Annotated in this window: 9 protein-coding genes and 1 pseudogene; 7 read left to right on the top strand and 3 right to left on the bottom strand. The window is 44.0% G+C overall.

Annotated features, from left to right (window positions below; translation table 11 throughout):
- The first annotated feature begins 59 nt into the window (after positions 1 to 59).
- The 4 genes from OCU30_RS15985 to OCU30_RS15970 all read left to right on the top strand — a co-directional run bounded on the left by OCU30_RS15985 (position 60) and on the right by OCU30_RS15970 (position 4,390).
- Positions 60 to 1,412, top strand: coding sequence for a cytochrome ubiquinol oxidase subunit I (locus OCU30_RS15985; protein WP_077314970.1), 1,353 nt, complete (start codon positions 60 to 62; stop codon positions 1,410 to 1,412).
- Positions 1,409 to 2,401, top strand: coding sequence for a cytochrome d ubiquinol oxidase subunit II (locus OCU30_RS15980; RefSeq protein ID WP_077314971.1), 993 nt, complete (start codon positions 1,409 to 1,411; stop codon positions 2,399 to 2,401). The genes OCU30_RS15985 and OCU30_RS15980 overlap by 4 nt, the downstream gene beginning before the upstream one ends.
- A 277-nt stretch (positions 2,402 to 2,678) precedes the next feature.
- Positions 2,679 to 3,896 carry a sensor domain-containing phosphodiesterase gene (locus tag OCU30_RS15975; protein WP_077314972.1) on the top strand — a complete coding sequence of 406 codons (1,218 nt, stop codon included), beginning with the start codon at positions 2,679 to 2,681 and terminating at the stop codon, positions 3,894 to 3,896.
- A gap of 68 nt (positions 3,897 to 3,964) precedes the next feature.
- Complete coding sequence (locus OCU30_RS15970; protein WP_077314973.1) at positions 3,965 to 4,390, top strand: GNAT family N-acetyltransferase; 426 nt, start codon at positions 3,965 to 3,967, stop codon at positions 4,388 to 4,390.
- 171 nt (positions 4,391 to 4,561) lie between these two features.
- Here OCU30_RS15970 and gcvP read toward each other — a convergent pair whose 3' ends face one another.
- Together gcvP and gcvH are read right to left on the bottom strand one after the other, a co-directional pair.
- Positions 4,562 to 7,423 carry an aminomethyl-transferring glycine dehydrogenase gene (gene gcvP, locus OCU30_RS15965; protein ID WP_077314974.1) on the bottom strand — a complete coding sequence of 954 codons (2,862 nt, stop codon included), beginning with the start codon at positions 7,421 to 7,423 and terminating at the stop codon, positions 4,562 to 4,564.
- A gap of 113 nt (positions 7,424 to 7,536) precedes the next feature.
- Positions 7,537 to 7,926 carry a glycine cleavage system protein GcvH gene (gcvH, locus tag OCU30_RS15960; protein WP_077314975.1) on the bottom strand — a complete coding sequence of 130 codons (390 nt, stop codon included), beginning with the start codon at positions 7,924 to 7,926 and terminating at the stop codon, positions 7,537 to 7,539.
- Between the two features lie 687 nt (positions 7,927 to 8,613).
- On the opposite strand from gcvH, the gene OCU30_RS15955 reads away from it, so the two are divergent.
- The 3 genes from OCU30_RS15955 to OCU30_RS15945 all read left to right on the top strand — a co-directional run bounded on the left by OCU30_RS15955 (position 8,614) and on the right by OCU30_RS15945 (position 11,799).
- Positions 8,614 to 9,243, top strand: a complete 630-nt coding sequence (locus tag OCU30_RS15955; RefSeq protein ID WP_077314976.1) for a helix-turn-helix domain-containing protein — start codon at positions 8,614 to 8,616, stop codon at positions 9,241 to 9,243.
- 223 nt (positions 9,244 to 9,466) lie between these two features.
- Positions 9,467 to 10,609 (top strand): glycine cleavage system aminomethyltransferase GcvT, encoded by a 1,143-nt coding sequence (gcvT, locus tag OCU30_RS15950; protein WP_077314977.1) that lies wholly within the window; start codon positions 9,467 to 9,469, stop codon positions 10,607 to 10,609.
- Positions 10,610 to 10,797: 188 nt separating this feature from the next.
- Complete coding sequence (locus OCU30_RS15945) at positions 10,798 to 11,799, top strand: S1 family peptidase (protein ID WP_077314978.1); 1,002 nt, start codon at positions 10,798 to 10,800, stop codon at positions 11,797 to 11,799.
- Between the two features lie 103 nt (positions 11,800 to 11,902).
- Here the strand turns inward: OCU30_RS15945 and OCU30_RS15940 are convergent.
- Positions 11,903 to 13,610 (bottom strand): annotated as a pseudogene (locus OCU30_RS15940) (EAL domain-containing protein).
- Positions 13,611 to 13,716: the final 106 nt, after the last annotated feature.

The raw sequence follows: 13,716 nt of genomic DNA, 5'->3' as shown, positions 1-13,716 counted from the left end.
AAGTTAGGAGAAAGCAACACCCGACGTTTCATTGCGTTAGCCAACGCTGAGGATGACTTATGCTAGAGACGCTTTTATTATCCCGAATCCAATTTGCTGCGAATATCAGCTTTCATATTTTATTTCCCACAATCACCATTGCTTTAGGATGGATCCTGGTATTTTTTAAGTGGCGCTATAACCGAACGCACGTTGAAACGTGGATGTCCTTATACTTCTTTTGGGTGAAAATTTTTGCATTAACCTTTGCCTTAGGTGTGGTATCAGGCATTACCATGAGTTTCCAGTTTGGGACCAACTGGCCTGGATTCATGGAAAAAGTTGGGAATGTGGCAGGGCCACTACTCGGGTATGAAGTCATGACCGCTTTCTTCATGGAAGCGACTTTCCTAGGGATTATGCTGTTTGGCCGAAATCGAGTCCCGAACTGGTTACATACTTTAGCAACGGTACTTGTCGCCGTTGGTACCTTGTTCTCTGCATTTTGGATTTTGGTGCTCAATAGTTGGATGCACACGCCAGCTGGGTATGAAATCATTGATGGCGTGGTATTTGTGACGAGTTGGCAAGAGGTGATTTTCAATCCGTCTTTGCCGTATCGTTTAAGTCATATGCTCCTCGCGTCAGGGTTAACCGCGTGCTTTTTGTTGGCTGGTATCTCCGCCTATCAACGCTTAATTCAGCCAGGTTTTACCTTGGCACGCTATGGGATCAAAGTGGCTATTATTGGCGCCGCTGTCCTGATTCCATTACAAATCGTCGTCGGTGATATGCATGGTTTGAACACACTACACCATCAGCCGCAAAAAATCGCAGCGATGGAAGGCGTGTGGGAAACAGAGCAGGGGGCACCACTACTTCTGTTTGCGCTGCCTGATGAGACACAACGCACCAATCATTTTGAAATCGGAGTGCCCAACGGAGCGAGCTTGATTTTGACGCATCAATTGAACGGTGAAATCAAAGGGCTCAATGATTTTTATCCGGATCACCCGCCTGTTAAGCCACTGTTTTTTGGTTTCCGTATCATGGTAGGAGTGGGAGTGCTCATGCTGTTAGTTAGTTGGTACGGCGGGTATCGATACTGGCGTTATCATCAATCGAATAACGTATTGCCGACCTGGTATTTAAAAGTGTTATGTGCCATGACCTTTTCAGGATGGGTGGCGACGCTTGCCGGCTGGTACGTGACGGAAGTGGGACGTCAGCCCTGGTTGGTTAATGGTGTCCTGCGTACAGAAGATGCGGTGACTACAGTGGCTGCGTCGTCGGTGGGGATATCATTAGCACTGTACCTCACCATGTATGCGGTTTTATTGTTTGCCTATGTTCGCACGTTATTTTATCTCGCTCGTAAAGTAACAGTTGAGCATGATTCGTCACACCAGAGTAAGGACGAGGTGGTCTCATGATGGCTTATTTACCTGAAATCTATCTTATTTTACTCGGTTTCACCGTGTTTATGTATGCGATGCTCGATGGGTACGACTTAGGGGTAGGCATGTTACTGCCTGCCAATAATGAGGCACAACGTGACAAGATGATTGCATCGATTGGCCCATTTTGGGATGCCAATGAAACTTGGCTGGTGCTTGCCGTGGGGATTTTACTGATTGCCTTTCCGACCGCACACAGCCAAATTCTGACCAAGCTTTATTTGCCGACGGTATTGATGTTGATTGGATTAATTATGCGAGGGGTGGCGTTCGATTTTCGCGCCAAAGCTCGAGCTGATTATAAAAATCGCTGGGATACGGCATTTCGTTTTGGTTCAACGCTCACAGCGCTTACACAAGGCTATATGATTGGCCGTTATGTGATGGGATTTTCCGACACATGGTCGGCATATGTGTTCGCGCTTTTGAGCGCCGTCTGTGTGATGTCTGCCTACATTTACATTGGCGGCGCTTGGTTGATTTTGAAAACGGAAGGGGAATTACAGCGACGAGCGGTATTATGGGCTCGTATCGCAGGCTGGTTGATGGCGCTTGGGATCATCGCTATTAGTGTGGTGAATCCTATCGTCAATCCCATGGTGGCGGAACGTTGGTTTCAATTTCCGCAATTTTGGCTCTTAATGCCGATTCCCGTAGCGGTGTTTGTGATCATTTTTGTGGTGGAGCGTTATCTTTACAAACTCGATCACTCAACCCATGCAGGGAATGTGTGGCCATTTGTTGGTGTGGCTTCTATTTTTGCGTTAAGCTTTTTCGGGCTAGGTTATAGTTTCTTCCCTGACATTATTCCTGGTCAGTTAACCGCGCAAGCGGCAGCCAGTGCACCCGAGACTTTAATGATTACGGGGATCGGTGTGGTCATTGTGATGCCGATGATACTTGCCTATACGATTTTGGTGTATCGGATATTTAAAGGCAAAGCCTCTGAGCTAAGTTATAAATAATGATCTAAACTAATGGCCATCAATATTCCAATGATGGCCATGAATTGATGTGAGTGAAGATTTATCAATGCTCAAGCAAGCCGTTGGGCGTTGGAGCGACGTTCTTTTGGGACTCGTTTCCAAACGAATTCATGTTTTTTGAGTACCCAGTAGCCTAAGCATACAGCGTATTGAAGTCTGATTTTCAGATATGAATGATTATGATGATGTTATCATTAAATGGGTAATAGCCGAGCCCGTCTTCTAGTAGGCGTTATATTAAGAATGCGGAAACAGTATGAAAAGTAAAGATTTACAAGATCTCATGATAGGTAGTGATGATGTTGATAGTGTGAGTGTTAAGTTAAAAAAAATATTATCGATTATTCGCAAACACCTCAATATGGATGTTGCATTTATCTCACAGTTTGTAGATGGCAAGCGTGTTTTTAAATTTGTTGATACTGAAAGTGACAATCCGCCTATGCATGTCGGGGACTCTGACCCATTAGAGGAAACCTACTGTCAAAGAATTGTAGATGATTCGTTATCCAATATCACTCAGAACACGAGTGATAATGATATCACTAGAGAGTTACCTATCACTGATAAATTGTCCATTGGTTCCTATATGGGCGTGCCGATCACTCTCTCGAATGGAGAAACATTCGGTACCTTTTGTTGTTATAAACAGTCATCCGATTATACGTTAAACAATCGAGATTTATCGTTTTTAAACGCAATTTCCGATATCGCAAGTAGCTTAATAGAGCAAAATATTACCTTTGAGAATGAATGTCGGGAAATAGAGGAGAGAGTTCAATCCGTACTAAACCCAGAAACAATCGACATTCACTATCAGCCTATTTACAACCTCGTTACCGATCATGTTTCAGGTTTTGAATCTCTTTCTAGGTTTGTCACAACACCTTATCGAACACCTGATGTGTGGTTTAATGAAGCATCACAAGTTGGGTTGGGCGAAGCGCTTGAAATAATGGCAATAAAAAATGCCATCAATGGTCTTCAGGCGTTTGAAAACGATATATATATTTCGATAAATACATCGCCAGCAACGATTTTGAATGGTGCAATATCCGAAGTATTGAGCGATATTGACGCCAAACGGGTTGTTTTAGAAGTGACAGAACATTCACCTATAAGCAGCTATGAAGATTTTCGAAAAGCTTTAGAACCTCTTCGCAAGCAAGGTCTACGTCTTGCCATTGATGATGCGGGCGCTGGCTATGCCAGTTTTCAACATATTTTGGAGCTTGAGCCCGATATTATAAAGCTTGATATCAGTCTTACGCAAAATATCCATAAGAACAGAACAAAGTTCTTACTTGCTAAAGCATTATGCGGATTTTCAAGAGCTATCGGTTGCACCATTATTGCGGAAGGCATTGAGACCAATAAAGAATTAAATGCACTTAAAGAGCTCGGTGTTGATATGGGGCAAGGCTATTTACTTGGGAGACCGATGCCGATTGATCAGGCGGTCTCGTGTGTTTAGTGGTTAATAGAGTTAACAACCAGAGCTCGCTAGCCACTTAGCTTAGCGCTTGGTTTATTGGAAAGTTCATGCAAATAATACCGTTACAACCTCAGCATTTGGACGAGATAAAACAGCTGTACCTAGAGTCGCGTCTCGCGACTTTTACTTGGTTAGATACGTCTTTATTTGAGTTATCAGACTTTGAGAGAGAGACTGAGGGAGAAGATATTTGGGTAGCATGTGAATCAAACGAAGTGCTGGGTTTTATCTCCATTTGGGCGCCTGACAGTTTCATTCATCATTTATACGTCAAACCCAGTAACTTAAGGATTGGCATAGGCTTAACACTGCTGAACTTTGCCAAACAGCATTACTCACATTTAAGTCTCAAGTGCTTTACTCAAAATAGTCGTGCTATTGATTTCTACTTAGCTCAAGGTTTTACCGTCGGTGAACGTGTCGATAAAGCAGCCGAAAGCTATTATGTAATGCACTGCGCCTCATCGCTCTAACAACGCTTAACGAGTCAACAGGCACGGTGTGGCCTCAGCGTTTTCGCATAAAAGCAGTAACCTGTTTGTGTTTACCAGTATCCGCACTCGCAATAAAAAGGCGAACCAAATGGTTCGCCTTTTTTGATTTAAGTTAGTTTACAACGTTGGTATAGCGACAGGCGCTTAAGGTTACTGATAACTTTCCATACTCGGGCATGAGCAGATCAAGTTACGGTCGCCGTAGACGTTATCAACACGGTTAACCGTTGGCCAATATTTAGAAGCTTTGCTGTGTGGAGTAGGGAAGCAGGCGATTTCGCGAGAGTAAGCGTGTGGCCATTCCTCGTTCATGAGGTCCGCTTGGGTGTGCGGCGCATTCACCAATGGATTTTCTGCTAACGTCCACTCGCCAGATTCAATGCGCGCAATTTCGTTACGAATGCCAATCATGGCATCACAAAAACGATCCATCTCGACTAAATCTTCCGATTCCGTTGGCTCGATCATTAACGTGCCAGCCACTGGGAACGACATGGTCGGTGCGTGGAAACCGTAATCCATCAAGCGTTTCGCAATGTCTTCTTCACTAATGCCAGTTGCGTCTTTTAACGGGCGAATATCGATAATACATTCGTGCGCGACACGTTCATTTTGACCTTTGTACAGCACCGCGTAATGTGGCGCGAGACGTTCCATGATGTAGTTGGCATTGAGAATTGCGGTTTTAGATGCCTGAGTGAGGCCTTCGCCGCCCATCATTGCAATGTAAGCCCATGAAATGGGTAAGATAGAGGCACTGCCCATATCCGCTGCCGAAATGGCGTACTCACTGCCATCTGCACCATGTTGGATGTGACCGGGTAAAAAGTCTGCTAAGTGCGCTTTTACCCCAATAGGCCCCATACCTGGGCCACCGCCGCCGTGTGGAATACAGAACGTTTTGTGCAAGTTAAGGTGAGAGACATCAGAGCCAATAAACCCAGGTGAGGTGAGTCCGACTTGCGCATTGAGGTTGGCGCCATCCATGTAAACTTGACCGCCGGCTTCATGGACTTTTTCGCAAATAGCTTTCACTTCAGCTTCATACACGCCGTGCGTTGATGGATACGTGATCATAATGCACGACAGGTTATCGCGGTGTTTGGCGATTTTTGCGTTGAGATCGTCGAGGGAAATATTGCCGTTATCATCGCATTTCACTACGACGACTTGCATAGACACCATCGATGCCGACGCTGGGTTCGTGCCGTGCGCAGAGCTTGGGATCAAACACACATTACGGTGCTCATCACCACGGCTACGGTGGTAGCGTTGAATGGCAATTAAGCCCGCATACTCGCCTGATGCGCCTGAGTTTGGCTGGAGAGAGAATGCGTCGTAGCCAGTAATCGCGCATAGCTTGTCTTTCAGATCTTTCGCCAGAGCTTGGTAGCCCGCAGTTTGTGCTTGCGGAGCAAAGGGGTGTAATTGACTGAACTCAGGCCACGTGATGGGTAGCATTTCTGCGGCGGCGTTAAGCTTCATGGTACAGCTACCGAGTGGGATCATGCCATGAGTTAATGAAAAATCTTTATTCTCAAGACGTTTCAGGTAACGCATCATCTGGGTTTCACTATGATAGGTATTAAACACAGGATGAGTGAGGTAGTCACTGGTACGACGGCAGCTTTCTGGAATCGCGGCGAATTCATTGTCTGCAATGCGTGCAGATAGCATTTCTACGGTCGATTTCACGCCAAAGGCAGAGAATAGCAAGTTCAAATCCGCTTCTGAACTGGTTTCATCTAAGCTGATGCCAATACTACCATCGTTTAAACGGACGTTGATGCCGTAAGACTGAAGCTTGCTGTATAGCGCTCCAGTCAGTTCGGTTGTCATGACTGTTAAGGTATCAAAGAAGTGTTGGTGCGCGAGCGCAAATCCGGCTTCTTCAAGACCTGCCGCTAGTATTGCGGTGAGATGATGAGTGCGACGTGCGATGGTTTTGAGTCCTTCAGGCCCATGATACACCGCGTAAAATCCCGCCATATTAGCCAGCAGGGCTTGCGCCGTACAGATATTAGAGGTGGCTTTTTCACGGCGGATATGTTGCTCGCGCGTTTGCATGGCCATGCGTAGGGCGGGTTTACCTTTTGAATCGACTGAGACGCCAATGACTCGTCCCGGCATGGTGCGTTTAAACTTGTCTTGCGTTGCCATGAATGCGGCGTGTGGGCCGCCAAAACCCAGTGGTACGCCAAAGCGTTGCGCACTACCAATCACAATATCGGCCCCCATTTCACCCGCGGGTTTTAACAGTGTGCTGGCCAGCAGATCGGTAGCGACCGCTACTAACGCTTTGGTTTGGTGAACTTGTTCAATCAGTGGCGTTAAATCAATGATTTCGCCAGTGGTACTTGGATATTGAAATAAAGCGCCAAAGATATCGTGTTCTGTCACTGTGTGTGGTGGCGCAATAACCACATCAAACTCTAAGAACTCTGCACGGGTTTTGACGACTTCGATAGTTTGTGGATGCAGGTTATCAGCAATGAAGAAAGTGTTACTCTTGCTTTTACCAGCACGTTTACACAAGGCCATGGCTTCAGCGGCTGCGGTGGCTTCATCCAACAAGGAAGCATTGGCGATATCCATGCCGGTAAGATCCGTGATCATTTGTTGAAAGTTTAATAACGCTTCTAATCGGCCTTGAGAAATCTCTGGCTGATATGGGGTATAAGCGGTGTACCAACCGGGGTTTTCCATGACGTTACGTAGAATAACGTTGGGTGTGACGGTATTGTAATATCCTTGACCAATAAAGGTTCTCTGCACGACGTTTTGTTTCGCGAACTCTTTCATCGTCTGCATCATGTTGGCTTCGCTGAGAGCAGCGCCACATTCTAACGCAGAATCAAGGCGAATCGCTGCTGGAACGGTTTCATCAATCAGTGCATCAATAGATGAAGCATTGATGACATCAAGCATGTGAGTTTCATCGTGCTCACGCGGGCCATTATGTCGGCGAATAAACTCGCCAGATGTACTTAAACTTTTGAGTAAATCGGTCATTGTATCCTTACCTGTGATCTTGCCTTGTCAATCGACGCGACAGCATTCACCACTGTGACTAAAAAAGAGATAGCCCAAAAAATGGGCTATCTAAAAATGCAGACTGACTTGGATTAATCTTCGTCTTCCTCTTCCAAAGACGCGAGATAATCTTCGGCTACTTTCAAATCTTCCAATTCTTCGGCATCGTTCATTTTAATGGTTGCAATCCAGCCATTATCATAAGGCTCGTCATTAACAAGTTCTGGGCTGTCTTCTAAATCTTCGTTAACCGCGATAACCGTCCCCGATACCGGAGAATATATGTCAGAGGCGGCTTTTACTGATTCGACCAATGAAAATGCATCGCCGGCGTCAAATTCGCTCTCGATTTCTGGAAGTTCCACGAAGACCACGTCGCCTAATAGTTCTTGAGCGTGAGCAGAGATACCGATCGTTACCGTACCATCACCGTTATCGCGTACCCACTCGTGGCTTTCTGTAAACTTTAATTTGTTGTCCATTACTCTCTCCAAAAATTACCGTATAAACGATTCAATTTAACGTTACGTTAAAAAGGCATTCGCCGCGCGTTAGCGAATGACTGTGTATAGTGTTGTGTGATGTTGACGTCTCATATGCATTTCTTATAACACCATGTCGGTTCAGGGTTTGAGCCCCACATAGTCAGCGTGTCCATATAATAGTGTGCACGAGAGCAGGCATGAGGAATGTGTCATCGATCACTGGTTGTCTGTTTCTGCACAAAAAAACATCCGAAAAGTCGGTAAATGCAGCATTATGACTGACGGTATCGTTTGCGTTGGGCAGAAATAAAAAAGAACGTTGGGTTAAATTAACTGATGTTATTGAGTTTTTCCGGTTAATGAAAGTCCATAACACACTCAAGATAGGGCAATGGTGTCGGGGATTTATACTCATGTCAATCATCCGAAATCTTTACAATAATACTGGTTATTTATCAGTGAAAAAGATGGCTTTTTACTGTCACTCAAGGTGATGTGCCACACGCCCAATGAGCAAAACATACTATGGAGATGAGGAAGATTCAATAAAAAAGTTTCCTATAAGAAACCTTTTTTCTTACCTGTAATGTGCCGCACATAATTTCAAGTAAACCGTGTTAGACAGTGAATGTTTGATGCACTATATGACTTTGGCACGCGGAATATAGGGTATAAATGAAAAGTATGTCTAAACCAATCGTCGATGAATATCCGTCTATAAAGGTCGCAAGAGAATCAGAGGAAAAGACGATCGTCACACCATTACAGCTCGGTGAACGCATCAAATCGATTCGCACTAAATTGGGGATGACACTGGAAGAAGCCAGCCAAAAAACTGGATTAGCCCGTTCAACATTAAGTAAAATTGAGAACGAGCAAATTTCTCCTACTTTTCAAGCCATGCAGAAACTTGCCCATGGCCTCAATATAGATATGCCACAACTCTTTGAGCCACCTGAAAAAATACTAGCCACCGGTCGCAGAGATATTACGAAAAACGCAATGGGTAAACCACATCCAACGCAAACGTATGAACATGAACTATTGGCAACTCAGTTATCACATAAAAAAATGATGCCGTTTAAAAGCCGAGTTCGTGCGCGCTCATTAGCTGAATATAGTGAGTGGGTGCGTCATGGTGGTGAAGAGTTTTTGTTGGTACTTTCCGGTGAGATTATATTTTATTCAGAATTTTATGAACCTGTGACACTCAATGAAGGTGACAGTGTTTACTACGATGCCAATATGGGGCATATGCTTGTTTCGGCGGGTGATGATGATGCTCTAATTTTATGGGTAACCAGTGCCAATTAAGTAAACAAAGTATCGAATAATAAAAGCAAACGTTTGCTTTTTGTTGTGTTTTACTGAAAAATACACGTATCGATATCAATCAGTAATAAACAGAAGACGATTAAAGAGCACATACTTATTGATCATATTCGTCAACCCGTTGCTGAGAAATAATAGTGATCATTATTGTGATACCAAAGCGGTCAAGACTGAGACCGGTCGTTTTAGGAATAGGGAGTACACCATGACGAAAGTAACCGATGCAGAACTCATCATATTAGAGAAGACTGCGCTTTATGCAGAGCATATTGACGCTGGCGCAAAAATGGTCCCATTTGCAGGTTACGAAATGCCGGTACAATATCCTCTTGGTGTCAAAAAAGAACATTTACATACTCGTGAAGCTGCCGGCTTGTTTGATGTCTCGCACATGGGGCAGATTCGTTTGAGCGGTACGGACGTCGCACAATATTTAGAGACGTTAGTCCCTGTGGATGTGGTCGATTTGCCGGTCGGTAAGCAGCGTTATGCGTTTTTTACCAATGAGCAGGGCGGGATATTGGATGATATGATGATTGCCAATATGGGTGATCATTTATTCTTAGTGGTCAATGCGGCGTGTAAAGACGCCGATATTACCCACCTTAAATGTCAGTTGCCAGCCGACATCGCCATTGATGTATTAGACGATCACTCACTACTGGCGTTGCAAGGTCCTCAAGCGGCACAGGTGTTAGCGCGTTTTGAGCCAGCGGTGAGCGAGATGCATTTTATGGATGTACAAACGCTCGACATCAATGGTATCGCGTGTACGGTCAGTCGCAGTGGTTACACAGGAGAAGATGGTTACGAAATTTCGGTTCCATCGACTCAGGCAGCGGCGTTAGCTCAACACTTTATCGAATGTGAAGAAGTGGAATGGATTGGTTTAGGCGCACGAGATTCGTTGCGCTTAGAATGTGGCTTGTGCTTGTACGGACACGATTTAGACACGACAACTACGCCGGTAGAGGCAAGTTTGTTATGGGCGATCAGCCCGAAACGGCGTGAAGGCGGTGAACGGGCGGGGGGCTTCCCTGGCGCTGATATTATTTTGCCGCAAATCGCCCAGAAAAATGTCAGCCGTAAGCGTGTTGGTTTGGTGGGGCTGACGAAAGCTCCTGTACGTGAAGGCGCATCATTGCTTAACGCGGCGGGCGACATCATTGGGCAAGTGACGAGCGGCACCGCTGGCCCTACTGCCGGGAAGCCTGTTTCGATGGGGTATGTGCATACCGAATATGCGGCGATTGATACTCAAGTGTTTGCAAACGTCCGGGGGAAACCATTACCTATGGTGGTGACAAAGATGCCATTCGTGCCGCAGCGCTATTACCGCGGTGAATAAGCGAATAGAAAGCAGCCGATAGAGGCTGCTTTTTTTGTGCGTGTCAGGCTATGGTTTTTTGTTCCATAACATTGTCACCATTAGAAAAATCCTCAATATTCTATGAATTATTGGTCATAAATATCGTGCAGTGAACTTTCAAACTTCTATACTCATTGCATAACTTATTAAATCTAATCGGAGACAATATGAGAATATGGCTGCTGTTATGTTGGGTATTGATGACTTTAGTGCCCATACAAGCTAACGCAAGTGATATTCGTCCGCAAATTATTAATGGTGACAGAGCCAATGTGAATGATTACGCCTCGTTTGCGAGTTTGTTTTTATACCTAACGCCTAACTATTACTCTACTCAAAGTTTTTGCGGTGCAACGATTATTAATCAACGCTTTGCGATGACGGCCGCGCATTGTGTCGTGGGTAATGAAGAAGTGTTGAAATACACAGTGGTGGCACCACAAGTCGCGGATGAGCGAGATTTTCCCAATGGCAATGTGCAGTTTGTACGAATTAAAGCGTTTTATTACCCAGATAACTTTGTCGACCGTGCTCCTTTTGCCAATGATATTGCATTACTTGAATTTGACCAGCCACTGAATACCAGTGATTATTCTTATTTATTTAATTTTTCTATTAATGATGTTTACCCAACGAGTGGTGAATATATCACTATTGGCCATGGTTTGACTTATGGCACTGAGCCGAGTGGCAGTACATCGACCACCTTACTAGAAACAAAATTAACCTTTGTGGATAAAACACGTTGTCGAAATGATTTTTACCCTTTAGTGACCAACTCCCAAATATGTTTTGATGGTGCGCTCGACCCAGGCGATGATTATAAACATGCCACGTGTAGTGGTGATTCAGGAGGCCCAGTGTATTTATTGGATGGTGGGGTATATCGACAAATTGGTTTAACAAGTTATGGCCCTGTAACCTGCGGCAATAAAGACTTGGATGTCGTGTCTGTGTTTACTGAGATATCCGAGTTTAAAAATTGGATACAAAATGTGATGGCGGGCAACGTCACTGCCAAATTTTATGTCGCGACCGTGGATGGGCAGCGGGTAGTGTCGGCAGGAACTCCCGTTGTTATTCCTTCACGTAGTAGCGGTGGTGGTGGGAGTATCGGTTTTCTTGTGTTGTTCTGTTTGTGCGGCATAACACTATTATTTCGTAAATAATAAAGATAAACACATCGTGATATAAAAGACGTCATTAATATTATATTAAAAAAGCCGCAATATTATATTGCGGCTTTTTTAATGACAAAGTAATAAATTTAATCTATTTTTTTGTTTTGAGATATAAGGTATAACGGCTAGCTGTCGCTAGTGATAATGGTTTCGATAACCAATAGCCTTGTAAAAATACGGCGCCAAGAGATAAGAACTTTTGGTACATCACTTGATCTTCAATCCCTTCTACGACGATATTAATCCCTTTTTCTCGGCTTAAACGAATAATAAAAGCCAAATAGTCATGCATAGTTTCATTTTCCATGCTTTTTACCGCCATAGAACGATCGATTTTGATCTGATTTAATGGTAGGTCAAAAAAACTATTCATCGAACTAAAACCGGTACCGAAATCATCGAGTGCAAGCTGAAATCCTATGTAGTTTAGTCAGCTGGTTGATGGCATTACGGTTACCATCTAAAACAACGGTTTCGGTTAACTCTAAAACGACTGATGAAGGGCTAACGCCACTTTCCAATGCAATGGCTTGTATATGCTCTGGAAAGGAGAGATCAAGTAATTGAAGGACTGAGACATTGACGTTCACTTTCACTGTCGTGTTATGTTGTTTGTTATAACGAACAATAAACTGGCAGGCTTTGGTGAAAACTTGATAACCCAGTTCGCTAATTAACCCTTTTTTCTCTGCAATTGGAATGAATTCATCAGGATAAATTTCTCCGAATTCTAGCGATCGCCAGCGTACTAAGGCTTCAAAGCTTGACACTTGCCCCGATTCAGCGCGAACAATAGGTTGGAACTTTACTTTTAATGACTTGGAATTCAACGCCTCTTTTAAACCGCGCTCAATAAAGAAATAGCGATCGACTTGGCGTTGTGTTTTGCCTGCATAAATCTCAATAGGAGACGATTGTTTTTCTCGAGCATATTGACAAGTGCGTGACGCAATATTAATGATTTGCTCCGCATTGATGTCATTACTTATTTTGGGGTAGACTCCAATATTCATGCGATCGCCATAAAGATGGCCATGCTGTTTCATCGCTTGTTCGTAATCATCATGAACGGCATAACAGAGTGTTTTGAGTTCCGCGCTGTCGTTTCGATCACGAATTAATACGACGATGTCATCAGAGCGAAGTTGGTAACATTCGATGACGCCTGTGGGGATCGTTTGAATAGCACTTAATATATGTTGGAGTAGATGCTGTGAAATATCCCCGCCATACTGATTCATATAAGAGCGTAGATCATCAATCGCAATATACATCACAGTATAATCGGCATCATCATTTTTGGCGTTATCAATATCAATTAATAGCTTTGCACGATTAGCAAGCCCTGAACTACTGTCATAATAAGCGGTTTGGCGCAGATACGACTCTACCAACTTTTGGTCAGAAATATCACGATGGCGACCGACTATGTAAATCTCATCATTTTCTTTCTTCGCAACGATGCTTGATTCGACCCAGATGTATTGGCCGCTTGCTTTACGTAGACGGTATTGGGTATCTTTTTGAAGGTTTTCTTCGTATTGTTCTGAAATTTCAGAGACGACGTTTTCTAAGGTATGACGATCGAGAGGGTGAACAACACTTACCCACTCATCATAGTTAATCGTGGTGTCGGTAAACCCAAATTGGGCATAAAACTCTGCGGTGAAGAAGGTAATGATGCCTTGACTATCGACATGGAAAAGCCCTTCGGAAAAAACCTCCAAAATATGAATAAGGCGTTGCTGTTGGGTTGGAGATAAGTTCTCCGCCGATAATTCATGATGGCTTAATGTCATGCGTTCCTACTATCGAGATCAAGTAATCATAATTGAATCAACAAGAAGTATGATGAGACGATGCTAATAACCGAGTGTAACATAATTGTACATAAGTATAGCGTAC

The organism is Vibrio palustris (assembly GCF_024346995.1).
Lineage (GTDB): Bacteria > Pseudomonadota > Gammaproteobacteria > Enterobacterales > Vibrionaceae > Vibrio > Vibrio palustris.
The sequence above is the reverse complement of the archived record's forward strand: the minus strand, read 5'-3'. Positions and strand labels throughout refer to the sequence as shown.

What these genes read in the sequence shown, in the direction of transcription:
- OCU30_RS15985 (WP_077314970.1), top strand. Translation starts at nt 60, where the DNA reads ATGCTAGAGACGCTTTTATTATCCCGAATCCAATTTGCTGCGAATATC.
- OCU30_RS15980 (WP_077314971.1), top strand. Translation starts at nt 1,409, where the DNA reads ATGATGGCTTATTTACCTGAAATCTATCTTATTTTACTCGGTTTCACC.
- OCU30_RS15975 (WP_077314972.1), top strand. Translation starts at nt 2,679, where the DNA reads ATGAAAAGTAAAGATTTACAAGATCTCATGATAGGTAGTGATGATGTT.
- OCU30_RS15970 (WP_077314973.1), top strand. Translation starts at nt 3,965, where the DNA reads ATGCAAATAATACCGTTACAACCTCAGCATTTGGACGAGATAAAACAG.
- gcvP (WP_077314974.1), bottom strand. Translation starts at nt 7,423, where the DNA reads ATGACCGATTTACTCAAAAGTTTAAGTACATCTGGCGAGTTTATTCGC.
- gcvH (WP_077314975.1), bottom strand. Translation starts at nt 7,926, where the DNA reads ATGGACAACAAATTAAAGTTTACAGAAAGCCACGAGTGGGTACGCGAT.
- OCU30_RS15955 (WP_077314976.1), top strand. Translation starts at nt 8,614, where the DNA reads ATGTCTAAACCAATCGTCGATGAATATCCGTCTATAAAGGTCGCAAGA.
- gcvT (WP_077314977.1), top strand. Translation starts at nt 9,467, where the DNA reads ATGACGAAAGTAACCGATGCAGAACTCATCATATTAGAGAAGACTGCG.
- OCU30_RS15945 (WP_077314978.1), top strand. Translation starts at nt 10,798, where the DNA reads ATGAGAATATGGCTGCTGTTATGTTGGGTATTGATGACTTTAGTGCCC.